We start from the raw sequence: 26863 nt of genomic DNA, 5'->3' as shown, positions 1-26863 counted from the left end.
CATTAAACCTTTCCGAAGCGCCGATCGCGCTCCGCGAAGATCCACAGATCGCCGAGGAACACGTCGCGCGTGTAGTCGGGCCACAGCACGGGGTTGAACACCATCTCGGCGTACGCCAGTTGCCACGGCAGGAAGTTCGAGGTGCGCATCTCGCCGCTGGTGCGGATGAACAGGTCCACATCGGGCAGGCCCCGCGTGTACAGGCAGTCGGCGAAGTGCTCGGGCGTGAGTTCATCAGGCTTAAGCGTGCCCGACAGCGCCGCGCGCATCAGCTGCCGCGCCGCCTCGGTCAGCTCGCGCCGGCCGCCGTAGTTGAGCGCGATGCCGAGCGTGAGGCCGGTATTGCCGGCGGTGCGCTCCATCGCGTTGCCCACCGCGTCGCGCTGCCGCTCGGGCAGGCCGTCCACGTCGCCCAGAATCAGGATGCGCACGTTCTCCCGATCCAACTCGTCGATTTCGCTTAAGAAATATACAAGGAGCAGGTCCATCAGCGCCTCGACCTCGGCGGGCGGACGCGCCCAGTTCTCGGTCGAGAAGGCGTAGATCGACAGCGCCTCGATCCCCCAATTGCTGGCGGCGCGGATGATTTCGCGCAGCGCCTCGGTACCCGCCGAGTGCCCCGCCGAGCGGGGCAGTCCGCGCTGTGAAGCCCAGCGGCCGTTGCCGTCCATCACGATCGCCACATGGCGCGGCAGCTTCGGGGGCAGGCCGACGCGGGCCGGGCCGCGCCGGCGCAGCGCGTAGGCGGCCTTGCCGATCAGCGCGGTCAGGCGCGCGGGAAGGTTCATGAATCCACCTTCGCGGGGCGGGCGGCCGTGTCCGCAGCCCCCGGGAAGCGCGCCGCGACCAGCGCGTCGCCCGTCACGCGCACCACCCGCGCCTCGCCCGAGCCATCGGCGCGCGGCGCGGCGGTGTAGGCGAGCGTCGGATCATGGCCCGCATCCGCCATGCGGCGCAGCGCCTCGCCGAGCGTCAGGCCCAACAGCTCTCGATCGTCCATCAGACCGACATGATCTCCTTTTCCTTGTTCTCGCCGACCTTTTCGATGTCCTTGATGTGCTGATCGGTTACCTTTTGCAGCTCGGTCTCGCCCACCTTCAGGTCGTCCTCGGTGATTTGCGTGTCCTTCTTCATCTTCTTGAGGTCTTCCATCGCGTCGCGGCGGATCGCGCGGATGGCTACCTTGCCCTCCTCGACCTGCTTCTTGACCTGCTTGCACAGGTCCCTGCGGCGCTCCTCGTTGAGCTCGGGCACGAGCAACCGGATCACCTTGCCGTCGTTGGACGGGTTGATGCCGATGTCCGACTTCTGGATCTCCTTCTCGATCGCCGAGATCAGTTTCGATTCCCAGGGCGCGATCACCAGCAGCCGCGGTTCGGGCGAGGAGATGTTGCCCAGCTGGTTGAGCGGGGTGGGCGTGCCGTAGTAGTCGACGGTGATGCGGTCCAGGATTTGCGGGTTGGCGCGCCCGGCGCGCAGCGTGGACAGGTCGCGCTTGACGACCGCGATGGTCTTGTCCATTTTTTCGCCGGCGGCCTTGATTCGCTCCTTATACATCCTCGTACCTCCTAATTTGCGCGATGCGCTTCAATGCTTACCCCTTATTGTATCGGATTTTGGGGCGGTTGGCAAGCCTTTCACGCGCATCTGGCTGCGGCCCGCCCTTTGTCGCAATCGCGTCCACGTCCTTCGCGCAGGTCGGCGGACGCGTCCCCGGGAGGGCTGCGTCCGCCCGGGCTCCCCATGGGTTAGGGGCATGCGGGTCTGTTCGGAAGACGACTCGATGTGTCGCCATGCAACCGAATTGTTATCGGGAATTTTCATTGCTTCGTCGCGGCACGCATGTTATACTCGGTTTAAGCCGAAGGGGGCGTTGACATGCCGCGATCGTATGGGGCGGGCCGCCGGATCGGGCTGTGCGCGCTGCTGGCGCTGCTGCTCCTCATGGCCTCCGGCGCGGCGGCCGAGGGCCTGATCGACTCAGGCCACGGCACCGAGGGCTATGTGACCGTGCGCCAGGAGATAACCGAGCGCAAGCTGCTGGTGACGATTTCGAAGGGCGATGAAACCTACACCTATTCGCTCAACGGCGCGGGGAAGGACGAGACCTATCCGCTGCAGATGGGCGACGGGCGCTACCTGCTCAAGGTGTACCGGCATCTGCAAGGCGCGCAGTATCTGGTGATCGACCGCTCCGAGTTCGACGTCAGGCTGTCGAGTCCCGAGGCGCCCTACCTGTACCCGAGCCAATACGTCAACTACGACGCGGACGCGCCGGCGGTTCAAAAGGCGCGGGCGCTGTGCAAGAACGCGAAGAGTGAGCGCGAGGCGGCGGACGCGGTCTTCAACTACATCCGCAAGAGCGTTAAATACGATAAGAAGAAGGCGCGCAAGGTACGGGTCGGCTATTTGCCGAGCCCGGACGAGACGCTGAGCACGCGCAAGGGGATTTGTTTTGACTACGCGGCGCTGATGGCCTGCATGCTGCGCGCGCAGGGCATCCCGACGCAGTTGGTGATCGGGTATATGAACGGTAAGTCCTATCACGCGTGGAATAAGGTGCTGATCGGCGGCGAATGGCGGCTGTACGACGCCACGCTGGCCGCCGCCGGGGGAAAGGCCAGGTCCTACCGGGAAGAACGGCGGTATTGAGGGTTGCAAAGGGCTGTAACGCCAAGCATCCCCCGCGCGAGCGAGGGCGCCCAAAGGGCTTTTTGCCCTCCGGACGCCCTCGCTTCGCGCGGGGAGGTTCCCCTCACGCGTGCACCGTCGAGCCCAACCGCTCGCCCTGCGCCACGCGGATCACATTGTCCAAATCATCCATCGAGAAGATGCGGATCGCGCCTACGCCCCGCTCCATGCACAGCTGGAATGCCGCGATGTCCATCACATGCAGCCCGCGCGCAATACATTCCGCGTAGCTGATGTCCCCGATCAGCTTCGCATCCGCATGCACGCGCGGGTCCTTGTCGTAAACGCCCTCGACCGTCGTGCCCTTGAACACCGCGTCGGCCCTGAGCTCGGCGGCGCGCAGCGCCGCGCCGGTGTCGGTGGTGAAGAACGGGTGGCCCGTGCCGCCCGCCAGCAGCGCCACGCCCCCCGCGCACAGCGTGGCGTCGGCGTCGCGCGCGGTGTACAGCCGCGCAAACCGATTCATCTCCTGCGCGGTGAATACGTCGCACTTGACCCCGACGCGCTCCAGCGCGTCGGCCAGGCACAGCGCGTTCATGATCGTCGCCAGCATGCCGATCTGGTCGGCGTTGACCGGGTTCATCGCGCGGGTAAACCGGCCGCGCCAGATGTTGCCGCCGCCCAGCACCACGCCGGGCTCAACGCCCAGCTTCGTAAGCTCCGCGATCATCCGCGCCGTGTCCATCACGCGCTCGGGGTCGTAGCAGCCTTGGCCGCAGCCCTCCGCGACCGGGGACAGCGCCTCGCCCGACAGCTTCAGGATGACCCGCTTGTACATGGGCATGGGAAAACCCTCCTCGTTCGCCTGCGCAAAAAAAGGGAACGCGCCCTGCGTGTTCCCTTTTTGCGCCTTGACTATTTCTTCATCGCGGCGGTCTGCTCCGCCACCTCGGCCGCCAGATCGGTGACCTTCTTCTCGAGGCCGTCGCCCATCTTGTAGCGGGTGAAGCGCACGATTTCGAGGCCCTTCGCCTTCTGGTCGATCATCTGCTGAACGGTCATGTCGCCGTCCTTGACGAACAACTGGTCGAGCAGGCAGACGTCCTTGTAGAACTTGGCCACGCGGCCCTCGACCATCTTCAGGATGATGTTCTCGGGCTTGCCCTCGTTGCGGGCCTGGGCGGCCAGGATTTCCTTCTCATGCTCGAGGTGCTCGGGGCGCACCTCGCCGCGCCGCACGTACTCGGGCGCAACCGGCGACGCCGCCGCCACCTGCAGCGCGCAGTCGTGCAGCACCTCGGCCACGGCGTCCGACGCCGCGACGCCCCTGGCCTCGATCAACACGCCCACCTTGCCGCCCATGTGGATGTAGCTGTCCACCATGCCCTCGCCGGCGTCATAGCGCGCGAAGCGGCGCACGTCGATCTTCTCGCCGATCTTGGCCACCTTCTCGGTGACCAGCTCGCCAACGGTCTTGTCCGCTTCCTTGAAGAAGGGCTGACCGAGCAGTGCGTCCACATCGGCGGGGTTGGATTTCACCACCTGCGTGGCGATGTCATTGGCCAGCTGCTTGAACTCGTCGGTCTTGGCGACGAAGTCGGTCTCGCAGTTGACCTCCACCAGCGCGCCCACATTGCCCTGGATGGCGCTGGCCACCAGGCCCTCGGCCGCGATGCGGCTCTGCTTCTTGGCGGCGGCCGCCAGGCCCTTTTCGCGCAGGAAGTCGATCGCCTTCTCCATGTTGCCCTCGGTCGCGGTCAGGGCTTTCTTGCAATCCATCATGCCCGCGCCGGTAACCGAGCGCAGTTCCATGACGACCTTTGCGCTAATCTCCATATCGATCCATCCTTCCGGGTTTGATTGTCGTTATGCCTGGGCGTCCTGCTCGGCCGGCTCGCTTCCGGTCTGCTCGCCCTGACGGCCCTCGAGCACCGCGTCCGCCACCTTGCCCGCGATCAGCTTGACCGCGCGGATGGCGTCGTCGTTGCCGGGGATCACGTAGTCGATCTCGTCGGGGTCGCAGTTCGTATCGACGATGGCCACGATCGGGATGCCCAGGATGCGGGCCTCGGCCACCGCGATGCGCTCCTTGCGCGGGTCTACCACGAACAGCGCGCCCGGCAGCTTCTTCATCTCGCGGATGCCGCCCAGGTTCTTCTCGAGCTTCTCGCGCTCGGCGCACAGCTTGATGACTTCCTTCTTGGGCAGCAGCTCGAACTGGCCGTTCTGCTCCATCTTGTCGATGGCGTTCAGGCGGTCGATGCGGCTGCGAATCGTCTTGAAGTTGGTGAGCGTGCCGCCCAGCCAGCGGTTGTTGACGTAGAACATGTTGCAGCGCTTGGCCTCGGACTCGACCGATTCCTGCGCCTGCTTCTTGGTGCCCACGAACAGGATCGACTTGTTATCGAGCGCCAGGTCGCGCACGAACAGGTAGGCCTCGTCGATCTTGCGCACGGTCTTCTGCAGGTCGATGATGTAGATGCCGTTGCGCTCGGTGAAGATGTACTGCGCCATCTTCGGGTTCCAGCGGCGGGTCTGGTGACCAAAGTGTACGCCCGCCTCCAGGAGTTGCTTCATGGAAATGACTGCCATAGGGGGAGACCTCCTCGTTTTCTTTCCGGTGCATGCACCGGGAACCACCCCGCGCTTCGTCTCGGCTGGGAACCCGATGTCACTCGGGCAACGCCCGCCGATCGGCACGGGTGCGTTTTCCGATCTATTTTAGCACAAGTCGAGAGCGGGTACACGGAGTTTGCGTTAAATATTGGCGTCTGTGCGCAAGCGCGCCACCCGCGCCCACCGCGCGTCGTAATTATGAGAAATTTTTCATGCCCGCCAAATAAAACCCATGGATGGCACAAATGAATCTGCTGTGATATAATAACCTTACCCAAAAGGGACATGTGTCCTTTTTGTCGGAACCTGACTTTGCTAAGATTACGTTGACGGGCGGAGGGCCAATGGACCAGCGATACGCGATGACCGAGCTGCCGGGCTGGCTCAAGGCCCACAGCCGCACGGTGCGGTTTGCCCGCGGGCAATTCATCTTCCACCAGAACGACCCGGTCGGCCGCATCTACGTGGTCGCGCGGGGCACGGTGATTATCCTGTCGATCGACGAGAAGGGGCAGGAGCGCAAGGTGGTGCTGGTGCCCGAGGGCGGCACGGTGGGCGAGATGGAGGCGATGGTGGGCACCGAACGGGCGGTGTACTCGGCCAAGGCGTTCACCGACTGCGAGCTGGTGGCGTTGTCGGCGAGCGAGTTCATGCGCTGGATCGACGAGGACGCGCGCGCCCTCAAGCAATTGGCGTTCGCGCTGTCGCACAAGTTGCACGCCGCCTCGTCGCAATCGGCGCAGTACATGTCGCTGGGCGCGACCGAGCGGCTGGCGTCGGTGCTCGCGGCGCTGGGGCCGGGCGCGGTGCGCCACACGCGCCTGGAACTGGCGGAGGCCTGCTCGACCAGCGTGCGCACCGTCAACCGCTCGATCGTCCGGCTGGAGGCGGCTGGCGCGCTGACGCGCGCGAAGGGCAAGCTCGCGCTGTCGGCCCGCCAGATCGAGGCGCTGAGGACCTACGCGATGAAACAATAGGGAGGACATACCATGATTGACTTGATTCTCGACTGCGATCCGGGACACGACGACGCGATTGCGATGCTGCTGGCGTCGCGCGCCGACGGCATCCGGCTCCTCGGCGTGACCACGGTGGCCGGCAACAGCTACGTCGAGAACACCACCGTCAACGCGCGCAAGGTGCTCGACTACGCGGGCGTGACCGACGTGCCGGTCTATCAGGGCGCGGGCAAGCCGCTGATGCACGAACTGTACCGGCTGACCGGCGCGATCATCCACGGCGAGGACGGGCTGGGCGGGCCGAAAATTCCGCAGGCAACGACAAAGATCGCCCAGGGGCACGCGGTCGACTTCATCATCGACACGCTGCGCGCGCACGAGGGACCGGTGACGCTGGTGGCGACGGGCCCGCTGACCAACATCGCGATGGTGGCGACGCAGGCGCCGGAACTGCTGAGCAAGGTGGACAAGCTGGTCATCATGGGCGGCGCGGTGCGCGATGCGGGCAACATCACCTCGGCCGCCGAGTTCAACATCTACGTAGATCCCGAGGCCGCCAAGATCGTGTTTCAAAGCGGCATGAACATCTTCCTGAACACGCTTGACATCTCGATGAAGGCGGTGTTCTACGAATCCGACATCGAGCGCGTGCGCGCCCAGGGCGGGAAGGTGTCCACGCTGGTGGCCGAGCTGCTCGACTTCTTCGGCCAGACGCATGTGAACCACTTCGGCTTCTTGGCCTGCCCGATCCACGACGCGCTGTGCATCGGCTGCCTGATAGACGAGCAGTTGGTCACCTGGGAGCACACCTACATGGACATCTCGGTCGCCGACCCGATCACGCGGGGCGAGACGGTGGCCGACCTGTGGGGCATCACGGGCCACGAAAAGAACTGCCACATCTCGGTCAAGGTCGACCGCGAGCGGTTCGTGGACATGATCGCCGAGCATATGAAGAAGCCCTATATCTCGAAGGGCTGAACGGTTTTCGCGCGCGGGGCGCGTCAATAAAAAAGGGAGGCGTTTTCATGAAACTTCGTCGCATCCTGTCCCTGGCGCTGGTTGTGGTCATGTCCCTCGCGATCTTTGCCGCGGGCGCGGCCGCCGAGGCGGACAAGCTCAAGGTGATCTGCCTGCTCAACGGCAACCTCGGCGACAAGTCGTTCTTCGACTCCGCCGCGCGCGGCGTCCAGATGATGAGCGACAACCTGGGCGATAAGGTGGAAGCCAGCTTCGTCGAGATGGGCTTTGACTCGTCGGTGTGGAGCACCACGCTGGCCGACGTGTCCGAGGGCGACTTCGACGTGATCATCGTGGGCACCTACCAGGTGCAGGACCTGCTGCAGGAGATCGCGCCGCAGCACCCGGAGAAGAAGTACATCATCTTCGACTCGACGGTTAACTACGAGGCGGGCGACGTGGACAATGTCTACTCGATCCTGTTCAAGCAGAACCAGGCCAGCTACCTGGCCGGCGTACTGGCCGCGCTGACGGCCCAGGCGCAGGGCAAGAACGCGATCAGCGCCGTGGGCGGCATGGAAATCCCGGTCATCAACGACTTCATCGTGGGCTACATCCAGGGCGCGACCGACGCCGTGCCGGGCATCAAGGTGATCGTGTCCTACGTGGGCAACTTCTCCGATACCGCCACCGCCAAGGACCTGGCGGAGATCCAGTTCCGAGCGGGCTCGGCGGTGGGCTTCAACGTGGCGGCGCAGGCCGGCCTGGGCCTGATCCAGGCGGCGGCCGATGCCGGCGCGCTGGCGGTGGGCGTGGACGCCGACCAGTCGGAGGCGTTTGCCGCCGACGGCGACCAGAAGCTTGCGCTCTGTGTAATCAGCTCGGTGCTCAAGAACATCGACGAGGCGGTATATCAGAGCATCCAGCGCCACCTCGAGGGCAACCTGCCCTACGGCCAGGTCGAGCATGTGGGCATGACCGAGAAGGCGGTCGGACTGGCCGATAACGCGACCTTCCAGAGCCTGACCACCGAGGAGATCCGTTCGGCGGTGACCGCGGCGGCCGAGAAGATCAACGCGGGCGAGATCAAGGTCGTCAGCGCGTTCGACGCCGACTTCGACGTGGCGGGGTATATTGCAGCTGTTCAGCCGTAACGGATAGCCCATTCCCCCTCCTCGGAGGGGTGCCCCGGAAGGGCGGGGTGGCAACCCGACTGCAGAACCCATGAAGCCAAATGGTTCCGCAATCAGGCCGCCACCCCGCCTGCGGGCGCCCTCCGGGGAGGGGGAATGGCACCGGTTGGTATAAATTCGAAAGGATGCTGAAGATGGCGCGATTGCTGGAACTTGCGGGCATCTCGAAGGTCTACGGCAACGGGATCTATGCCAACCGCAATGTGAATTTTTCGGTGGAAGAGGGTGAGATTCACGCGCTGGTGGGTGAGAACGGCGCGGGCAAATCGACGCTCATGAAGGTGATCTACGGACTGGAGCAGCCCGACATGGGCGAGATCCGGCTGCGCGGCGCGCGCGTCCGATTCCACTCGCCCGAGGACGCGATGCGCCAGGGCATCGGCATGGTGCATCAGCACTTCATGCTGGTGGAGTCGATGTCGGTCGTGGAGAACGTGACGCTGGGGTTCGAGCCGTCGCGCCTGGGCTTTATCGACCGCGCGCAGGCGCGCGAGCGCGTGCGCGAGTTCGCGCGCATCTTCGACCTCGAGGGCGACCTGAACGCGCGGGTCAGCGACCTGCCGGTCGGCATCAAACAGAAGGTGGAGATCGTCAAGGCGATGTACCGGGGCGCGAAGATCCTGATCCTCGACGAACCGACGGCGGTCTTGACGCCGCAGGAGACTGCGGAGCTGTTTGACAAGCTCAAGCAGCTCAAGACGCGCGGCTATACGGTGATCTTCATCTCCCACAAGCTGCGCGAGATCATGGACCTGTGCGACCGGGTCAGCATCATGCGCCGGGGCGAGCTCGTGGAGACCGCGCGCGTCGCGGACACTTCCCAGCAGCGGATATCCGAAAAGATGGTGGGCGCGCAGTACTCCGAGCGGCTGGACAAGGAGCCCGCCGATCCGGGCGAGGTGCTGCTCAGGACGCGCGACGTGGTCTACGTGGATAAGTTCGGCAAGCGCTCGGTCGACGGGGTGTCGATCGCGGTGCGCGCGGGCGAGATCGTGGGCGTGGCCGGCGTGGAGGGCAACGGTCAAAACGAGCTGGTGGAGATGATCTTCGCCCTCAAGCAGCCCTTTTGCGGATCGGTCGAGATCATGGGCCGCAACATCCACGGCATGAGCGTGCGCGAGCTGCGCTCGCTGGGCACGGCCTACGTGCCGGCCGACCGGATGACGCTGGGGCTGGCGAAGACCATGAGCATCGAGGAGAATCTGCTGACGACCAAGCTCGACGATCCCTCGATGTACCGCGCGGGGCTGATCGACAGCCGGCGCGTGCGCGCGATGGCCGAGGGGCTGGTGGACGAGTTCAGGGTCAAGTGCACCTCGCCCGCGACCGAGGTCGAGATGTTGTCGGGCGGCAACATGCAGAAGGTGGTCGTGGCGCGCGAGTTTACGCAGCACGCGCGGCTGTACGTGGTGGAGCAGCCCACGCGCGGCATCGACGTAGGCGCGGCGCGGCTGGTGCACGAGCAGCTGCTGCGGCTGCGCGCGGCCGGCTGCGCGATTTTGCTGGTCTCGGCCGACCTCGACGAGCTGTTCAAGCTGTCGGACAGCCTGCTGGTCATGTACTCGGGCCGCGTCAGCGCCTACTTTGAGCGGGCGACGGACGTAAGCGAAACCGAGATCGGCCACTACATGCTGGGCGTCAAGCGCCAAAGCGACGGGGAAGTGGGGAGGGCGGCGCATGAATAGGGAGCGAACCGGGCGGCGCGGGCTGTTGAACTTCCTGTTGGTCGAGCGTCGGAACGCGACGCTCAGCGCCGTCACCACCATGCTGGCGGTGGGCATCGCGCTGCTGCTGGCGTTTGCGCTGATCTTTGTGGTCAGCCGCGCGCCGGGCGAGGCGATCTACCAGTTCCTGATCGGGCCGTTTACCTCGGTCCGGCAGATGGGCAACATCCTGACCACGGCGTCCACGATCGGCTTTACGGGCGTGGCGGTGTGCCTGATGTTCCAGGCGTCGATGTTTAACATGGCGGCCGAGGGCGCGTGCTTCGTGGGCGCGCTGGCCGCGGCGGGCGTGGCGACCAAGCTGCAATTGCCGCCGGCGCTGGCGATCGTACTGCCCATCATTACCGGCATCGCGGCGGGTGCGCTGCTGGGACTGGTGCCGGGCCTGCTGCGCGCAAGGCTGAACGCCAATGAGATGGTGTCCTCGCTGATGATTAACTACATATCGCTCTACGGCGCGCTGTTCGTGCTCAAGAACTACCTGATCGACAAGACCGCCGGCCAGATTGCGACCGGCAAGATGCCCAAGGCGTCGAAGCTGGCGAACATCCTGCCGGGCACGGGCGTGCACGCCGGCGTGATCCTGGTGGTAATCGTCGTGCTGCTCGCCTACCTGTACCTGTACAAGACCCGGCAGGGCAGCCAGCTGCGCGTGTACGGTCAGAACCCGTCGTTCGCGCGCTACGCGGGCGTGAACGTGGCCGGGGTGATCGTGTCCTCGCAGGTGCTGGGCGGCGCGGTGGCTGGCCTGGGCGGCGCGGTGGAGATCATGGGCATGTACCAGCGCTTCCAGTGGACGGCGCTGCCGGGCTACGGCTGGGACGGCATCATCATCGCAATTCTGGCGCGCAACAAGCCGCAGTTCGTGCCGCTGGCGGCGCTGTTCATCGCCTACCTGCGCACGGGTGCGAACATGATGAACACCTACGCCGACGTGCCTAAGGAGCTGATTACGGTGATCCAGGCGATCCTGATGATCTTGGTGACCGCGGCGGCGCTGACCGGCGGGCTCAAGCAGCGGATTGCGGTAAAGGAGGCGCTTGGCGGTGCAGATCGGTAATTTCTTCGCTCAGCTCTGGCAGGGCCTGCTGCCGATCCTCGGCGTGATCGCGACCGAGAGCTTCCTCTATTCGGTGCTGCGGCTGTCGACGCCGATCTTGCTGGCGACGATGGCGGTGTTGGTCAGCGACCGCGCCGGGGTGACCAACATCAGCATCGAGGGCAGCATGCTGTTCGCGGCGCTGATGGGCGTGGTGGGCAGCGCCTATACCGGCAGCGCGTGGCTGGGGCTAATTGCGGCGATTGCGTCGGGCATGGCGTTCGCGCTGCTGCTGTCGCTGTTTCACTTGAAGCTCAAAACCAACCTGATCCTGACCTGTATCGCGCTCAACAGCCTGTCGAGCGGGCTGACGGTGTTCATCCTGTACCTGTTGACCGGCGACCGCGGCGTGTCGACCGCGCTGCGCAGCGTGGACCTGCCCAAGGTTGCGCTGCCGCTGATCGAGCACATCCCTTTCGTGGGGCCGGTGCTGTCGGGGCAAAACGCGCTGACCTATATCGCCGCCCTGGTGGTGATCGCCGTGTCGGTGCTGCTGAACCGGACGAAGCTGGGCGCGTACATCCGCGCGGTGGGGGAGAACCCGCAGGCGGTGGAGACGGCGGGGCGCTCGGCGCGCAAGGTGCGGTTCATTGCGCTCTTGATCTCGGGTGCGATTGCGGGCATGGGCGGCGCGTTTATGTCGATGGCCTATGTGAGCGGATTCACGAAGGATATGGTATCGGGGCGAGGCTTCATCGCGCTGGCGGCGGAGGCCATGGGCCGCGGGCATCCGTTGTGGTCGGCGCTGTCTTCGCTGCTGTTCGGCTTCGCGGACTCGCTGGCGAACAACCTGCAGGTGCTCGGCATCCCCAGCGACATCGCGCGCATGTTCCCGTACATTTTGACGGTGATCGCGCTGTCGCTTTACGCCGCGCGCGCCGCCAAGGGCCGGCGTAGAAAATCGGCATCCTGATACCGCTCCCCTGACAAAACCCAAAGGCGGAGGCGTCCCGGGCACTTTCATGCTCTTACAGCAGAAAAGGATCTCGGAAATGAGGTGAAAGCGTGCGGGAAACGGACCGTCCGCTTCGGAATCGGGCCTCAGGACGGCCGTTTTGCGCTATTCGCGTATAGAATTTGTCCGAAACTGGCGTTTTCATCAGACCCTTGTCCAGGGCTCGTCCGATATCAAGCTTCCGGCCGGCAAAAAGGAACTTGCAGTCAACGGATTGAGGGCATGGACGAGCAACGGAATCTGCTTGTCACCCTTTATTCTACCAATCAAAGGATGGGGAACGGAATTGTCTGACTGCGGGCTGAGGGAAGCGATCGTTCCTTCAACCGATATGGATGAGGCAGCTGAAATCAGTTGCCTCGTATCGATCAGGCGTTTACGCTGGAAAAGTCAAGGTAGATAAGATTGTCGTCCACATAGCCCCGGGTGGCCCCGATGCGATGATAGTGTTTGGTATAGGACGCCCAGTCCCCCGTAACCCAACAGTGAAAATGATTGATGTGCCAGTATAGCTGCATGCCAATCACTCCGTTTAGCGTGTTGGCTCCATACCATACGGACTCGGTTACGGCTTGCAGGTTTTTCGTAGCCAAGGGCGGCAAGGATTTGACCTTGGCCTTCTTGAGCGTCTGCTCATCAAAGATGTCCCATATGCTGTTTTCCGTCATGGCAAGCTGAAATTCCCACTCGCCAGTCACACCCGCGCTGTTGTTGTAAATATTGAAATCCGATACCACGGTGGTCATGGACTCGGAAATGGTGTAGGACGAGTTGAAGGATGGATTCTTCGCTACGTCCACGCCGACGCTGAATTGACTGCTGGTGGTATATTGTTGTTGTCTGTTGATGTTCTTGGGTTCCGTGGTAAGTGTTCTAAGGCTGCTGCTCATCGGCTGCATGTGGATCTTTATTTCCTCTTGGAAGTATCCCCTGTCATAGGTGCTGTCCGACTGCATCGCCCCGCCGTTGGCCGGGTTGAAGCCTGCGCCGACGCTGCGAATCCTCAAATACTTGTATTGGGGATTGTAGGAAGCGATCAGGGAGATCTCCATGACGACGGAATTGTTGGTCACCTGCAGATCCGAAAGGTTCCTGATTTCTTCGATGGCAAGGTACGTGATGTTGAACTGCTCCCTTGGCAGATCGGCCGGACTGCTGCCTGCGGAACAGAAGGCCTCGGGCATCACAAAGTTCGATTCCAATATGCTTTCAATTTTCCTGGCTTCCACCGCGTAGCTTTCGCAATGACCGCCGGAGCGATAAGCGCCGCATTCGTTCAGACCCGGAGACTCGACGCAAGCTCTCTTGCAGCCATCTTCGCATTGGGTTATCTGACACTGCCCCCCAAAGGAAATCGGGCAGTCATGCTGCCCCAACACGTGCACCACTTTAAAATCGGGATAGGGCTTTACAATCATGCATCTGCAGTTCATCCCCACGCCCAGGAGTTGAGCGAGTTGATTCCCTTCCTCGACATGGAGTAGAATGAGCGTCTTGCCAAGCCGCAGCGCTTCCGCAAGCAGCAGCTTCAAAGCGCACAGGTTGCTCATGGTGCCCGCGTTCCGGAAGCTTACGAGCAATGTCTTCAGGTTGCGAAAGTCAACCTGGCGTGGGTCGCCTCTATAGACAACCAATTGGTCGAGCGTTCTTTCCAGCTCGCCAATCAAGGGATCCTGGATGAGAATCTCGGTTTCCAGGTTCGACATAGGTTCGTCCTCCTCCGTTTGTTCAAATGACGGTAAAGTGAAATTAGGCCCATTCCATACTATTCGTGGAGCCGCCGCTTTGATACAATTCGCCGGGCAACGAGTGTAAAACAATCCATGCCGGAAGCCATGGAAGCCACAGCGGCGGCTGAAATGCAGCCAGAGGATAGCGAACCGGCCCCAAAAAAATCCGCAAGGCATCGGATCAGACCGCTGACAAAGTCGCCGTACTTGGTCAGCGGTCAAGCAATATTTGTGAGGGGGGGGAAAACCAAAAGGAAAAAGACACGGATCCCCGCAACGGCACTGTTGCAGAAAAGAGGTCCGTTGGGATAGGCATGAATCCCAAAGAACGGCCCCATACAAGCATCTTGGACGTTCCTTGGCCTGTTTGCGGCGACTTCCTCGAAACCCGCCTATCCGACGAGGCGATCCAGTCCCTCCGCACACGCTTTCGCTTGCGCAGCTGCCTCGTCGATTCTATCGCCGACCTTAAATCACGAAAATGGAGGAGATTGCTGTGCGATTCCGTGATGCTCTGGTTGGATCATCTTTTGGAGAACCACATCGATTGCTCCATTCTTTAGAAAAACCGGAGTAGCGTTTCAGGTCGGAATCCTTACTTTGCAGCAGTCTCCGTCCATTAAGGTGCTCTCAACCCTTATACCTTCGGCATCGATTTTGCCTATGGAAGCGATCATGGCGAGCATGGGGTCCAGGCACCACCCATGGCAAGGATTTGCCCCGCCCATCTTCTTGGACAAAGAGCACAGCTTGCATGAAGTCGCCGTCGCAACACGGCCCGTATCTGCTTTCTCCACAGTCCATTCCGCGCAGCCATAGATTTCGGAGAGCTTGCAAAACACATCCTCAACAGTGTCGACGCCAAGCTGTTGATTCAGGAAAGGTGCCGTCTGTGCCTGCCGTTCCTTCCGCTTCGCCACGATTGCGGGGAGCGCCCCCAATCGCTCGTAGGTGTTCACGGCTTCCGCGATGGATGCCGCATAGGTGTTCTGCAGCAGGGCGAACCTCTTCTCAATAACCATGTCTGAATCCTCCTCTGGGTATTGTTATATCGTTCGTTAGGTGACGCGCAAACATGAATGCCGCGATTCGCACAGCACCTAAAGACGGATCAAATACAGCCGTGAAGTACGATGGAGAGTGCTTCGCGGATCTCATCTTCCGGCAGGAACCGGTTCTTGACAACGATACTCTGTATGAGGTTTTCCAACAGATGCACCAATGTTCGGGTGAGCGCAATGCCGTCGTCTGCGTCCATCAAGTGGGGCTTTAGGATCTCGTGATGTCGTGGGAGTATCGTCCTTTCCCACTGATCCATGACCTCCCTTAGTTCCTCATCGCCGTCAAAGCATAGGTAGACCTTGATACCAAGCCGATACACCCTTTTGTCGTAGTCACTCAGCGCGTTTAGGCCGTACACAAACTTCGTGTAGAATTCTATGATGTCGCCCGCCTTTAACAGCGCCGCTTGCCTTTTCAGCAGGTCAAAGAACTCGTTCTTGATGATCTCATCAAAAAGCTCCTTCTTGTTATTGAAATAGTAGTAGATCATAGGCAAGGAACAGTTTACATCCTTTGCGATATTGCGAATGCTTGTTCCGTGATAACCGTGACGGTCGAAATGCTCCACCGCCACTTCCTTGATTCTTTCACGCATGTCCATTTCAACGCACGTCCCATGTCTAACGTTCGTTAGTATTGTACCATAGAGAGTTCTCGATTGCAATAGAGCCCATGTAATATTTCGGAGAATGGAAGCGCCGGAAGCCGTGGAATCCCCGATAGAAGCGCAGGGGCAGCCGCGGAGGACGAAAACAAGTAAGAGAAACCAGAAAAATCCGGCCACAGCACCGGGTTTTCCGGTGTGAACAGCTTGCTTGCATAGGATGGTTTTTCGCAGGAACCAACACAAGAACTCCCGCAGGCACACTGGCACATCGACGGGCAAAGCGGCGGTTTTTGTAGCGCTCTCGGCATCAGAACACGCGCGGACAGATTCCTTGCCTTCTCAGATCTCAACCACTTGATGGGTTCGTTCCCGCGCCACACTTTCCACTGTACGGAAAACCGCAACCAGATCAAATGGCGGGAAATCACCAGCTTGACCTTTTACTACAAAAAAACGTAGCCCGGGATGTTATTTCCTGTGGTTGAGGGGGTATAAATATCTTGGTTCATTCTCGGATGGACAAAAAACAAAGAAAGGGTGTTCCTAATGGAGGCAAAGACCAAGAGCACAGTTCTGAAGATCATGGTTGCGGTTTCATTCGTTGCAATGGTCATCGTCAACTATCTCGCGCAGATGCTGCCGATAAATGGGGTAACTCCTGGACAGGTATCCGATTCGATGCCTAATCTTTTCGCGCCTGCTGGCCTGACCTTTTCAATCTGGGGATTGATCTATCTTTCGCTTGCGGCCTTTAGCGTGTATCAGTTTGGCTTCAAGAAAGAATACATGCAACCTGCTTTGCTGGACAAAGTAAGGACGGTCTTTGTCATTTCGTCGCTGGCCAACATCGCCTGGATATTCTCTTGGCACTATGGGAACATCGTGTTGTCCGTATTCCTGATGCTGGCACTCCTGCTGAGCTTGATTTTCATTCATATGACCCTTGACAAAGCTCGGCTCAGCAAGACTGATAAAGTATTCTACCGGCTGCCCTTCAGCCTGTATTTTGGATGGATCACTGTGGCAACAGTGGCAAACATCACGGCGCTTCTGGTTCGAGCCGGCTGGGACCGGTTCGGTTGGTCGGAGCAGGCATGGGCGATCATCATTCTTCTGGTCGCAATGGCTATTGGAACGGCTACCATGGTGATCCGAAAAGACATCGCCTATGGTCTTGTGCTGGTCTGGGCTTATACCGGCATACTGATCAAGCATATCTCTCCGAGCACCTTTGCAGGAGCATACCCAGCGGTGATCGGAACGGTGATCGCTTGCCTTGTTGTCTATGGAGCCGCGGAGGTATATACCGTGTATAGCATGAGGAAAACGAAGGCTAGTCCGGCAATTTGATACGTCAAGTGATGGGTGCGGTCCTGAAAGAAAGAGGATAGCATCATGCCCATGGGGGTGACCTTGGGTATGGGCAGGCGGCGGGGTCTAAGCTGGCTCCGCCGCATAATATTGGAGCAGGTGATGCGCGTGAAGTCGGAATCATTATCAAAAGAGAAGAAGATCCTGAAGGTGATTCTATGGGTGTACATCGGGCTATGTGTGTTGATCGCAGGCCTGAACTATGGCTACGCGCCTCGGGCGGATGCCAAAACCGCACAGTTTCTGACCTGGTTCTGGCACTTCTACGAAAACTGGGTGAAGACCGCCTTCATCCTTATTGCGAGCTTGCTGACCATTCGAATCACGAGTCGTTCCGGTCGGACGTCGCTCAGGCGGAAGAACCTGATCGGCTTTTTGGCTGCAGCACTTGTGGTTCACGTGGCGTTACCACTTGTCAGCGGGAATTATGAGTGGTACTTTTTCACCATGCCGCTGCCCTGGACAACCACGCCGCTACAACTGCTTGATACAGGCTCGGCCTTCCGGCTCAGCCGCCTCCCCGTATGGGGCGTAGCAGGCGTAGCGGGCGTGTTGGTATTTTACGCAGCTGTGACGGTCCTGATATTTGCGGGGACGGTGCTCTTCGGACGTAGGCTGCAATGCTCGATGCTTTGCCTGTTCAACGGCTTCGCTGCCGAGGTATTCGACCCGGCGATCCCGCTCATGGGCCAAAGGCGCAAGCCCAGTAAGGCGCAAGGGATAGCGCTCTCCATCGCCCGATGGGGATTTCTCGCCGCTGCGTTCTTCTTTACACTGTGGTGGGTGGGTTCTCTCCTGGGCCTGACCTCCACAGCGGCGCGGGCAGATTTCGCGAAGGCAGAGACATACGTTTACCTTGCTGGGGAACTCTTGATGGCGATGTTCTTCTGGGTGGCTTTCATGGGTCGGGGCTATTGCTATTACTGCCCGCTGGGAACTGTGTTGTCGGGCCTTGCGAGACTTGGCGGCCAGCGGATTGATACAACCCGCACCCAATGCGTCCGGTGCGGCCGGTGCACCGAAGTTTGCCCCATGGACATTGATATCAAAGCCGCTGCTGAGGATGCGGTGCCGCTCCAGCACAGCCGCTGTGTCGGCTGCGGCCGTTGCGTGGATGCATGCCCGACCCAAACGCTTCGGTATACGACTCGCTTTATTGATAAAATACGACGGAACTGATCGAGTAGTCAGACTCTATTCAGTCTATCTGCGGTGTGAGCATGAGGATTGGAGGCGCTTTTTAGCGACATGATGCGGCAGATTGATAATGGGTGCTACTGTACGATTATGCGCAGACCTGCGGGAAGCCAGCGCACTGTTTCTCACGTAGCACGCCGATATAAACGAAATCCAACAGGCTATTGCTGTCGAATCGATTTGATATCAAGTGCCGGAGAGCCTCCGTTCCGTGCAGTATACATTGATATTACGCATCGACAATTGGGAAAAGAAAAAGAACCTCAAACCCCTGCTGCGGCGCTGAGTTCACCTTGAGTTCGATGCCCAAATCTTTCGCCATTTCATTTGCCAGATACAGCCCCATGCCGGTGGCCTGTTTGCGGGCGCTTCCCGTGTCTCCGGTGAACCCTTTTTGAAAAAGAAACGGCAAGTCCCAGGGCTGAACGCCGATCCCGTTGTCCCGAATGGAGAGAACGACAGACTGTACATTTTGCTTTGCCGTCAAATGCAGTTCCGGCGCTGTGGCATCCCCGGCGTATTTCACGGCGTTGCTCAAAATCTGGTTGATGATGAACAGCATCCCCCGGCGATCAGAGAGGATGGAAAGCGGCGGCAGATCTTTGACGATCCGAAAACCCTTTTCATGGAGCAGCGGCTCGTAGTTTTCGAGCGCTTCCCCGCAGCATTCCGCAAGCGACAGCGGTTCAAACAGATAGTCCTTTTTCACGCTCTTGAGCCGCGCATAGTAAAGCATCTGATCGACAGATTCCCGCATCTGCGCGCGCACATGATTGAGCCGCTGAGAGACAGCAGGCGGCAGTTCATCCCTGCGGTTGTCCAAAAGAAAAGTCAATAGGGAGAGTGGCGTTTTGATCTCATGCGCCCAAGTCTCCACATACTCTTCGTAGTCCGATACCTGCGTCTGCAAGGCCTGTACAGCCCGCGCATGCTCCCGCAGCAGCGCTCCGATGCGGCGAACAAGGGCGACGTCCTGCGAGCCGACCAGCCGAAGCATGTCGGCTTCCATGCGCTCATCCGGGTGAGCCAGAAAGGCAAGAAAAGCCTCTTCGCGTCGCCTTTCCGCTCGGCAGGCCAAAATCAGTGCCGCCGAAAAAAGCAGTACCGAAAAAAGCATCAGCGTCAGCCAAAGCTCCCGAAACGCGTCACTGTCTGAAAGCCACAGCGCCAGTGCGTACAGCACATTGACAGCCATGGGCAAAAGCAGCCAAGCGGCATATTTCCTGAAAGCGCACCGCAGATTAGACTTCATCTGTTGCGCCCTCCGCTGTCAGGCGATAGCCCAGGCCACGCACCGTCTCTATGCGCTGCTGCATCGCCAACTCCTTCATCGTCTTTTTCAGCCGGGTCAAATTCACCTGCAGAGCGTTTTCGTCGATATACTCTGTCGTTCCCCACAGTGCCGTGCAAAGGACTTCTTTCGTCACCAATTCGTCCGGATGCGCCAAAAAGACCGCCAGCAATTTCCCCTGATTGGGTGGAAGCACGAAGGATTGGTCATGAATGTACAGGGTGTAGGTCTGACTGTCAAGCAAAAAGCCCTCGCCGCCGCGCAGATGGCCGCGCCCCTCGTACCGCCGGAGCAGGTTGGCCGTGCGGGCAAGCAACCGCTCTTTTCGGCAAGGCTTTGTCAGGTATTCATCCGCGCCCAGATCCAGCGCGTGGAGCTCATCCTTCATCTGATCGCGAGAGGTCAGCACCAATACCGGCAGCGCGGTTTTCCGCTTGAGCGTTCGGCAGATTTCAAAGCCACTGGTGCCGGGCAGATTGATGTCCAGCAAGACAAGGCCGGGAGCCGCCTCCAAGATGCGCTCCGTCACTTGGTCATATTCTTCGATGCAGGTGACCGGATAGCCTGCTTTTTCGAAGATCTCCCGCAGCTCATCCCGCATGAACGGTTCATCCTCGACAATGACGATCCTCTTCATGACGGCTCCCTCCCTTCTTCATTCTTCCCGGTCCGGCTCCATCAGCGTCAGGATATGCCTGGCGCTGGCCCGTGTGACAACCAGCATATACCCATATTCTACCACACAAAGCAAGCAAAGCATCACGAAGGCGATCTGGTAAAGCATCGGAATATTTTCCGCCATCTCCGGCGGCAAAAAGCCGGAGAAAAGCGCCCGGACACCAAACAGGCTCCCCACGGCCGCCACCACCGCGGGCAGAGCGAAAAACCACCGGATTTGGCGCTTTGCCGAATGGCAGAGGGCCTCATAGTGGCTCCCCAATCGCGCCAGCGTGCGGTAGCGCCGACTGGTCTTGCGCTGCTGCATCAAAAACTGCATACCGATGACGGTGTTGGCGATGATGAAGAAGATCACCGCAAGGTACAGCGTGAGGTAGCTGGACGCCACCTGATAGAAAAGCTGCCGCCCCATGCTTTGCAGATAGCTCTCGTAGTGGATATCCGTTGTATCCAGCTTTTCATTGACCTGCTGAATAGCCTGCATCAGCCCGTTCTCCTGCACCAGCCGGGGGGAGAGCGTGGCGTTCCAGTAGTGGGTATACGATGCCTGTGCCAGACGTTCAAACGTCTCATCCGGTACGATAAGGGCGAAGTAGAGGGTGATGGCGCGGTCCGTTACGGGGTTTTGCGTCTGAACGGTACCCGCCAAGCGGAAGCGCTCGCCGTTTCCCACTACCTCCGGCTCCTGCGAAAGCACATGGCTTATCAGCTCCGCCTTCGCCTTGCCGGTAAAGGATTCATAGCTGTAGATCGCCGCTTGGTTTTCATTGAGCGCAATGGGGGACTTTCCTGCCGCCGTCAGAAGCTGATTATAGCCGGAGAGGGCAATGAGGTAGGGGGAATCCATAGAACCGTATTCATTCAGGATATCCGATTTTGCGGAGGAATCCGGCGCCTGCTCAATGAGCGCCAACACCGCATCCATGCTGAATGTTCCCGCCGCGCCGTCGCTCTCTGTGCGCATAGACCCAATGCGCGTATCAAAGAGCGATGCAAAGCTATCGGCCAGTCCCGCGCTTTTTAGTTTTTCGGGAACCCCCATTGGGTCATCTGGCGTTTGAAAGGTGTAATCCAGCGCATGCGTATCTTGGGCACCGTAATAAAGCGTCATGGATACGCCGTACCCAAAGCAGCAAAGCGCGGCCAGGATCAAAAGGGAGCTGATGGCGAGGGAGAGTGGCTGCGCAATCACATTTTCCTGCAGTTGGCGGAACGTGAACACACCCAGCCCGCCTTTTCCACCCTGACGCTTCGCCAGCGTCCCCAGCACCGTGCGCAGGCCGAAGAACAGCATTAGCGTGCCGGCAATGCCCATCGCCAGGGTTATCCCCATGACGCCCAGCGAATACCAGGCCTTGCCGCCGATCGCCAACGCATAGGCGGCCGCCAGCACCGGCACGCCGGCCGCTAAAGCAACTCGATACCACGTAGCCGACCGCTGTTTTTTTGCGCCTTCCGGGGCGGCAGAAAGCAGCGTGCCGATCTCCGTAGCGGCAAATTTGCCGCTGAGCAAGAGAAACGCGGCCAGCTTGATGAGCAGAAAGCCTGCCGCCGTCCATAGGACGGCCGAGAACGAGAAGGCGGTCTGATGTCCCAGAATCCCCATGCCAACCCAGCGGGCTGTGACCAGACTGATGATCTCCGCGAGAAGCACCGCCACCGGGATGCCGACGGCCAGCGACACGAGGCTGCTCCACAGATCTTCCGCCAGCAGCATGGCAAACAGTTTGGCGCGACGCATACCCATCATCAGGTACATACCGAATTCATGGCTTCGCCGCTCCAACTGGTATTTGCTTGCAAAATAAACGAGAAAAAACAGAATAAACAGCGATACGGCGTAAAAGGCGGGGATCAGGCTCAATAGCCTGTCCACAGCACCGCTTTCCATCTGTTTAAGAAACCCCATCACATCCTGATGCGGAAGGGAGAGGACGATGTAAAAGGCCACGATTGCCGCCAGGAGCGCGGAGAAAAACAGCCCGTTTTCGCGCCGACTGCGCTTGCTGTTGCGGCGCACCCAATTAAAGAACATTTGCGCTGCCCCCTCCCAACTGCGCCATGACGGCGAGGATGCGCTCGTAGAAGGCTTGCTGCGTCTCCTGCGGTTCTTTTCTACGCAGTTCATGGAAAATGATACCGTCCTGAATGAACAGAATGCGGCTGCAGAAGCTGGCGGCGTTGGAATCGTGGGTGACCATCAAGAGGGTGGTCTGTTGCGTCCGGCTGAGCCCGGACAGCTTTTCCATCAATGTGCGCGCATTTTTGGAATCCAGCGCGCCGGTGGGCTCGTCCGCCAGAATCATTTTCGGGTTCAGAATCAGTGCCCGGGCCGCCGCGACGCGCTGTTTTTGCCCGCCGGACATCTGCGCGGGGAATTTGTTGAGCACGCCTGTAATTTCCAGGTATTCAGCAAGTTCCTTTAGACGCTTGCCGCCCTCTTTTTCCGACACGCCATGAATGCCCAGGGGCAGAAGGATGTTCTCGCGACCGGTCAGGTTATCCAGCAGTTCAAAGTTCTGAAATAGATAGCCGATCTTTTTGCCGCGGTAATCCGCTAGCTCACCGCCCTTCAGTGCGTCGACCGCTACGCCGTCCATCAGGATTTGCCCTTCCGTAGGACGGATGACCGTAGCGATGCAGTTGAGCAGCGTGGATTTCCCCGATCCACTGGCGCCCATAATGCCGAGGAATTCGCCGGGCAATACCGTGAACGAGATTCCGTCCAGCGCCTTTGTCTGATTTTCGCGCTCGCCATAGTATTTTCGCAGAGAGTCGATCTCCAAAATTTCGTGCTTCATACAGAACGCCTCCTTTTACTTGGCTTCCATTATAACGAATTGAGGCGGCAAAAAACACTTACATCGGTTGAAAGGTTCAAGAGATCTCACCATGCTCATGCCATTTCGGCCAGTGGGCAAACCCCTTTTCGCTGCGAAGAGCCGGTTTCTCGGATCAATAAATAAGATAATCGGCATAAAAATTTGTCTGGAAACGCTAGTTTTCAGACAAATTTTGGCGGTCTGTACCGGACTCGAACCAGTGACCCCATCGATGTGAACGATGTGTTCTATACCTTATGGGGAGTGCGTGCGAATGGGTTTTATCGTCGCCGCATATATCGAGTTCGCAATACCAAGCACCGCGGAAAGCGAGAACAGCACTTCAATGCCTACATTCGCCCAAATCCAACCGCCGATAAGCGCGATAAAGATGCTGATCACATGATTGACGGACACCCCTGTGGACAAGGTCGCGACCACTTCCTCCGGGCTGTCCGCGATGTCGCGAACATAGACATTGCTCGCCATACTCGCCAGAGAAATGATGGAATCGAGGACATAGTTTACGCACACGACAACAAACGCGATGTGGGCAGGGAATATCCGATGAGCGAAGCCGTAAAAGAAACAGACGATAACGAGAATCAGGGTGTCAGATATCATGATGGTTTTGTATCCGAGTTTGTCAATGAGTTTCCCAATAAGCGGACTTGCTATCGCACCGCAAACCGCGCAAATGGCAAGCAGCATTGCGATCAGAGATGTATCCGCACCATAATGCAATATCAGTGCGTAGGGTGCAAAGGTCAGAAAAACCTGCTTTCGCGCGCCATAGAAAATCTCCAGCGCCAACCATAAATGCAGCCGAAACGGCAAGGATGATCTTGAAAGGCATCACGGCATGATATTCACTCACAAAACGCGAAAAAAACGCAAAAAGTCCCGTGACGATGATGAGGCCGGCAATGCTGCCCAACTGGTTGATCGAGCCCGAGATGCCAAGCGCCATGCCCCCGCTTTCTTTTTTTGCCAAATCCATGGTGAGGGTGCTTTTGACGGGCATAATCATGTGCTCGCCAAGGCTAAATACGACCATGAACAAAACGACCACAAACTTGCCCGTTGCAGCCACCGTAAGCCCCACCATGCCGGCAAGCATGATCGCCGTTCCAATCTTGAAGATCTTGCTCGCGGACATGCGGTGCATCGCGGCGAGAATCAGGACGACGAGCAGTCTCGGAATTTCTCGGAAAAACTCGACAATTCCGCGTTCAAATTCGGAAATATGTACAATTTGCGCGAGATAATTGTCCTACACGCCGCGATACAGCCCGTAGGCAATGCCGGACAGCAACAAGGTCATCAGGAAGTGGCCGTACTTTGCACCCGGTTTAAAGATATGCCCGAAATAATCGGTGAGATACCTCTTCATCTGTATGGTTCCTCCAGTCAGATTGCTTGCGCGCTTCTTCTGCAAACTCCGTATACCTGACTTTTACGGCGCTCACGGGCTTTCTCGTTCCAATGCCGTAATCGTCTATGGCCAAATCCAGTGAACTGCTAAGCAAACCCTCCGATTCAAGAGGTGCGGTGATCATTCTGATTATTGCGGCAGGCGGTTCATTTCACAGAAATACTGATAAAACTCCTGAATGACCGTCGCTTCCTCAGCGCTATGGACCGCTTCCTTCATATCAAGCAGGATTTGCTGCATCGTGGTGTTTGGGAAGTACTTGAATGCCGTGCTGCCCCAGCGTGGGTGAGGATCGCTGCAATCGAAATAATCCCAATACAGCATAGAATTGTCCGGATTCAGGCGCACCTTGTACAGGTCGTGGCACGCGACCATCCCACTTTCGCACGCGCTTCCCCAGAAATCCTCCTTTACCATGAAGGCGCCCAGAATTCGGCGCTCTTTTTCCCGAGCACCCGGGGCGCATCCGGTCAACATGCAGGCGGAATTGGGCATCAGCTTGCTTGGAATGCGCGGCTTTCCCTTGGAATTGCCGCTCAAATAGCATCCGGTCGATATGGCGCCCGATGAAAAGACTTCATCCAGTTTGTTCAAATTCAAATTGAAGGCGGCCTGCGAATTTGGCGTGATTTTCAATGCGCGAAATCGCTGGCGGCGCCCCCATTCCTCATGAAGCGCTCGTTTTTGAGCGGCCTCCGCCTTGCGCCGCTTGCTGCATATTGCATCAATTTCATCTTGGGCAGACTTGTTTTTGAGAGCCAGAAAATTGGTCAGGGCATTCGGATATATAAATTTCTTCTCTCCCAGCGAGAAGGAGACGGTAACGATATTGTCGGAACAATGTATGATTGTCCCCTGTCCAAAGGCTCTGTGTTCGACCGTTTGTCCAACCATCTGCATTTTATGTCTCCTTTCTGCAGCAAAGAAAGCGCTTTTTACGGCCACATCCAGAGCAATGCGCCGGGCCGAGCACTTTCTTCAACATATAAAACGAGGGATATTGTACCGCGATCCTTTATGCGTCCTCATCCTCGGTTTCAGATGTTTCCTGCGGTTTGCGGGCATCGGTGATGGAAAGCACCACGGCGTCGAGCGGGCTCAGGATTTCGATGTTCGGATTCTTTGCAACATCGAGATCGCTGATCCGGATGCTGTCGTCCACCTTCATTCCATCAAGGTCAATTTCGATTTTGTCGACAAGGTACGATGGAAGCGCGCGGTAGGAAATCTCGGACTGCGGCTGGTGAATCACGCCCGCAACCTTTTCTCTGTTCACAAGCACAACCTTCGCCATACTCGTGACAATTTCTCCAGCCAGCAGCGTTTGAAAGCTCAAATGTTCCAGCGCATCGGTCACCGGCTGGTAGGCAATCTCCCGCAGCAATGCCGGGAACCTCTTGCCGCCAAGCAGCAATTCGGCCTTGCTTCCGGCGGAATTGGATTTCAAGAAACGGGTGGCCTCCACTTGGGTAAGCTGAATGCTCAAGGGATTCTCGAGGTTGTTCCCATACAACACGGCAGGGATGATTCCCTTTCTTCGGAGCTGCTTGGGTTTCAGACCCATATCCCGATTTTCCACATTCAAAGTAAGCATTGTCATTCTCCCTTGCTCAACCCACGAAGCTACGTCGTGTGGCTGTGAATTTTAGCTATATTCTAAACGAAATAGAATCTAGCCATAGACAGTATAGCACAATATTAGAAATAATGCAAATTTCCTATTGACATCAGTATTTATAAAGTATATAATATACTTTTATTCTGGTTTATCGTATAATGGTGTGGGCGCTTGGGGGAAGGAAAAGCCACAGTAAGCTTGCGCCGTGGAGTATAATGGTGGATAGGCTACACTAAACTGTACAGAAAAGGTCATGGTATACTTCTAGATGGTGTCGTCAATAGATAGCACTCCAAACGGCAATGCAACGGATCTGAATGGCGGCGACAAATGAAGCGGAGTTCTTGGCATATCGGGTAGCGACGCCGCGCCATCTTTTCAAGTGCAGGAACGCGTTTTCTACCAGGTGGCGCAGTTTGTAAAGGTGACGGTGGTAGTCGCGTTGCGCCTTCCGATTCTTCTTGGACGGGATGACAGCTTCGATGCCCGAGCCTTGCGTGGCGGCGATGATCTCGTTGGTGCCATACCCGCGATCGGCGAGCAAGTATTGTGCGGCGAAGCCTTCTATCAGTTGAGCTGCAACTGTGCAAACCGCTGTGGTACGCGCTGTAACAAAGAATCGTACTGGCATGGTCGATGCCAAGGCCCGGATGGAAGAAGAAAAAATGAACGCCAAGGAAATAAAGACGCAGATTGACGAATTTCTTTCTTGGGCCGAGTGCTCCTCGGGCAGAGCGCCTGAGGTTAAAACATACTCCCGCTGGCTGCGGGAGCTTTTTTGTTCTGCGGTATCGTGTGCGCTTACCGGCATGTCGTTCACATCGACGGACGAAGAAGCGAATCTTGCAAAATGCGCATAAGAAAACCGCCCATGAAGAGCGGAATTTTGGTGGTCTGTACCGGACTCGAACCAGT

General features: G+C 58.6%; 27 protein-coding genes. 9 read left to right on the top strand and 18 right to left on the bottom strand.

Annotated features, from left to right (window positions below):
* Positions 1 to 2 precede the first annotated feature (2 nt).
* From uppS to frr, 3 genes are read right to left on the bottom strand one after another with little or no spacing between them, the layout of a single operon-like run.
* Entirely contained in the window at positions 3 to 788 is a 786-nt protein-coding gene (uppS, locus tag ACH6CV_RS13175) for a polyprenyl diphosphate synthase (protein ID WP_456358666.1), read from the bottom strand.
* Entirely contained in the window at positions 785 to 1000 is a 216-nt protein-coding gene (locus ACH6CV_RS13170) for a hypothetical protein (RefSeq protein WP_456358665.1), read from the bottom strand. The genes uppS and ACH6CV_RS13170 overlap by 4 nt, the downstream gene beginning before the upstream one ends.
* The gene (gene frr / locus ACH6CV_RS13165; protein WP_456358664.1) at positions 1000 to 1557 is read right to left on the bottom strand and encodes a ribosome recycling factor; all 558 of its coding nucleotides are present in this window, start codon (positions 1555 to 1557) and stop codon (positions 1000 to 1002) included. Before frr ends, ACH6CV_RS13170 begins: the two co-directional genes overlap by 1 nt.
* 321 nt (positions 1558 to 1878) lie before the next feature.
* Here frr and ACH6CV_RS13160 point away from each other — a divergent pair, with 321 nt between their 5' ends.
* Positions 1879 to 2652 carry a transglutaminase-like domain-containing protein gene (locus ACH6CV_RS13160; protein ID WP_456358663.1) on the top strand — a complete coding sequence of 258 codons (774 nt, stop codon included), beginning with the start codon at positions 1879 to 1881 and terminating at the stop codon, positions 2650 to 2652.
* 103 nt (positions 2653 to 2755) lie between these two features.
* On the opposite strand, the gene ACH6CV_RS13155 is transcribed toward ACH6CV_RS13160, so the two are convergent.
* From ACH6CV_RS13155 to rpsB, 3 genes are all read right to left on the bottom strand, one after another.
* Complete coding sequence (locus ACH6CV_RS13155) at positions 2756 to 3475, bottom strand: amino acid kinase family protein (protein WP_456358662.1); 720 nt, start codon at positions 3473 to 3475, stop codon at positions 2756 to 2758.
* Between the two features lie 71 nt (positions 3476 to 3546).
* Positions 3547 to 4467 carry a translation elongation factor Ts gene (tsf, locus tag ACH6CV_RS13150; protein WP_456358661.1) on the bottom strand — a complete coding sequence of 307 codons (921 nt, stop codon included), beginning with the start codon at positions 4465 to 4467 and terminating at the stop codon, positions 3547 to 3549.
* A gap of 30 nt (positions 4468 to 4497) precedes the next feature.
* Positions 4498 to 5223: a 30S ribosomal protein S2 gene (gene rpsB / locus ACH6CV_RS13145; protein WP_456358660.1), complete on the bottom strand. Its 726-nt coding sequence runs from the start codon at positions 5221 to 5223 to the stop codon at positions 4498 to 4500.
* Between the two features lie 368 nt (positions 5224 to 5591).
* Here rpsB and ACH6CV_RS13140 point away from each other — a divergent pair, with 368 nt between their 5' ends.
* The 6 genes from ACH6CV_RS13140 to ACH6CV_RS13115 all read left to right on the top strand — a co-directional run bounded on the left by ACH6CV_RS13140 (position 5592) and on the right by ACH6CV_RS13115 (position 12095).
* Entirely contained in the window at positions 5592 to 6224 is a 633-nt protein-coding gene (locus tag ACH6CV_RS13140; protein WP_456358659.1) for a Crp/Fnr family transcriptional regulator, read from the top strand.
* Between the two features lie 12 nt (positions 6225 to 6236).
* A complete protein-coding gene (locus ACH6CV_RS13135) occupies positions 6237 to 7187 on the top strand; it encodes a nucleoside hydrolase (RefSeq protein WP_456358658.1) in 951 nt (316 codons plus the stop codon).
* Between the two features lie 47 nt (positions 7188 to 7234).
* On the top strand, positions 7235 to 8320 hold the full coding sequence (locus ACH6CV_RS13130) for a BMP family ABC transporter substrate-binding protein (protein WP_456358657.1): 1086 nt from the start codon (positions 7235 to 7237) through the stop codon (positions 8318 to 8320).
* Positions 8321 to 8493: 173 nt separating this feature from the next.
* On the top strand, positions 8494 to 10044 hold the full coding sequence (locus tag ACH6CV_RS13125) for an ABC transporter ATP-binding protein (protein ID WP_456358656.1): 1551 nt from the start codon (positions 8494 to 8496) through the stop codon (positions 10042 to 10044).
* On the top strand, positions 10037 to 11143 hold the full coding sequence (locus ACH6CV_RS13120; protein ID WP_456358655.1) for an ABC transporter permease: 1107 nt from the start codon (positions 10037 to 10039) through the stop codon (positions 11141 to 11143). Before ACH6CV_RS13125 ends, ACH6CV_RS13120 begins: the two co-directional genes overlap by 8 nt.
* A complete protein-coding gene (locus ACH6CV_RS13115) occupies positions 11130 to 12095 on the top strand; it encodes an ABC transporter permease (protein WP_456358654.1) in 966 nt (321 codons plus the stop codon). Before ACH6CV_RS13120 ends, ACH6CV_RS13115 begins: the two co-directional genes overlap by 14 nt.
* Positions 12096 to 12505: 410 nt before the next feature.
* Here ACH6CV_RS13115 and ACH6CV_RS13110 read toward each other — a convergent pair whose 3' ends face one another.
* The 3 genes from ACH6CV_RS13110 to ACH6CV_RS13100 all read right to left on the bottom strand — a co-directional run bounded on the left by ACH6CV_RS13110 (position 12506) and on the right by ACH6CV_RS13100 (position 15530).
* Positions 12506 to 13843: a hypothetical protein gene (locus tag ACH6CV_RS13110; protein WP_456358653.1), complete on the bottom strand. Its 1338-nt coding sequence runs from the start codon at positions 13841 to 13843 to the stop codon at positions 12506 to 12508.
* A 605-nt stretch (positions 13844 to 14448) separates the two neighbouring features.
* Positions 14449 to 14889 carry a hypothetical protein gene (locus tag ACH6CV_RS13105; protein ID WP_456358652.1) on the bottom strand — a complete coding sequence of 147 codons (441 nt, stop codon included), beginning with the start codon at positions 14887 to 14889 and terminating at the stop codon, positions 14449 to 14451.
* Between the two features lie 89 nt (positions 14890 to 14978).
* Positions 14979 to 15530 (bottom strand): TetR/AcrR family transcriptional regulator, encoded by a 552-nt coding sequence (locus tag ACH6CV_RS13100; protein ID WP_456358651.1) that lies wholly within the window; start codon positions 15528 to 15530, stop codon positions 14979 to 14981.
* A 552-nt stretch (positions 15531 to 16082) separates the two neighbouring features.
* On the opposite strand from ACH6CV_RS13100, the gene ACH6CV_RS13095 reads away from it, so the two are divergent.
* A complete protein-coding gene (locus tag ACH6CV_RS13095) occupies positions 16083 to 16886 on the top strand; it encodes a tryptophan-rich sensory protein (protein ID WP_456358650.1) in 804 nt (267 codons plus the stop codon).
* A 45-nt stretch (positions 16887 to 16931) separates the two neighbouring features.
* Entirely contained in the window at positions 16932 to 18086 is a 1155-nt protein-coding gene (locus tag ACH6CV_RS13090) for a 4Fe-4S binding protein (protein WP_456358649.1), read from the top strand.
* 247 nt (positions 18087 to 18333) lie between these two features.
* On the opposite strand, the gene ACH6CV_RS13085 is transcribed toward ACH6CV_RS13090, so the two are convergent.
* From ACH6CV_RS13085 to ACH6CV_RS13045, 9 genes are all read right to left on the bottom strand, one after another.
* On the bottom strand, positions 18334 to 19356 hold the full coding sequence (locus ACH6CV_RS13085; RefSeq protein WP_456358648.1) for a sensor histidine kinase: 1023 nt from the start codon (positions 19354 to 19356) through the stop codon (positions 18334 to 18336).
* Positions 19346 to 20032 (bottom strand): response regulator transcription factor, encoded by a 687-nt coding sequence (locus ACH6CV_RS13080; RefSeq protein WP_456358647.1) that lies wholly within the window; start codon positions 20030 to 20032, stop codon positions 19346 to 19348. The genes ACH6CV_RS13085 and ACH6CV_RS13080 overlap by 11 nt, the downstream gene beginning before the upstream one ends.
* 18 nt (positions 20033 to 20050) lie before the next feature.
* Complete coding sequence (locus ACH6CV_RS13075) at positions 20051 to 22108, bottom strand: FtsX-like permease family protein (RefSeq protein WP_456358646.1); 2058 nt, start codon at positions 22106 to 22108, stop codon at positions 20051 to 20053.
* Positions 22098 to 22874, bottom strand: a complete 777-nt coding sequence (locus ACH6CV_RS13070; RefSeq protein ID WP_456358645.1) for an ABC transporter ATP-binding protein — start codon at positions 22872 to 22874, stop codon at positions 22098 to 22100. Before ACH6CV_RS13070 ends, ACH6CV_RS13075 begins: the two co-directional genes overlap by 11 nt.
* A gap of 276 nt (positions 22875 to 23150) precedes the next feature.
* Positions 23151 to 23639, bottom strand: a complete 489-nt coding sequence (locus ACH6CV_RS13065) for an MFS transporter (protein WP_456358681.1) — start codon at positions 23637 to 23639, stop codon at positions 23151 to 23153.
* On the bottom strand, positions 23542 to 24054 hold the full coding sequence (locus tag ACH6CV_RS13060; RefSeq protein WP_456358644.1) for a hypothetical protein: 513 nt from the start codon (positions 24052 to 24054) through the stop codon (positions 23542 to 23544). Before ACH6CV_RS13060 ends, ACH6CV_RS13065 begins: the two co-directional genes overlap by 98 nt.
* 405 nt (positions 24055 to 24459) lie before the next feature.
* Positions 24460 to 25230, bottom strand: a complete 771-nt coding sequence (locus tag ACH6CV_RS13055) for a hypothetical protein (RefSeq protein WP_456358643.1) — start codon at positions 25228 to 25230, stop codon at positions 24460 to 24462.
* A gap of 115 nt (positions 25231 to 25345) precedes the next feature.
* Positions 25346 to 25924 carry a 50S ribosomal protein L25 gene (locus ACH6CV_RS13050; protein ID WP_456358642.1) on the bottom strand — a complete coding sequence of 193 codons (579 nt, stop codon included), beginning with the start codon at positions 25922 to 25924 and terminating at the stop codon, positions 25346 to 25348.
* 301 nt (positions 25925 to 26225) lie between these two features.
* Positions 26226 to 26863, bottom strand: a 638-nt coding sequence (locus tag ACH6CV_RS13045) for a transposase (RefSeq protein ID WP_456358641.1), incomplete at its 5' end; no start/stop codon positions are given.

This window comes from Anaerozeibacter quisquiliarum, from assembly GCF_051162045.1.
Lineage (GTDB): Bacteria > Bacillota > Clostridia > Christensenellales > Aristaeellaceae > Anaerozeibacter > Anaerozeibacter quisquiliarum.
This window is presented reverse-complemented; position numbering and strand designations above follow the sequence as displayed.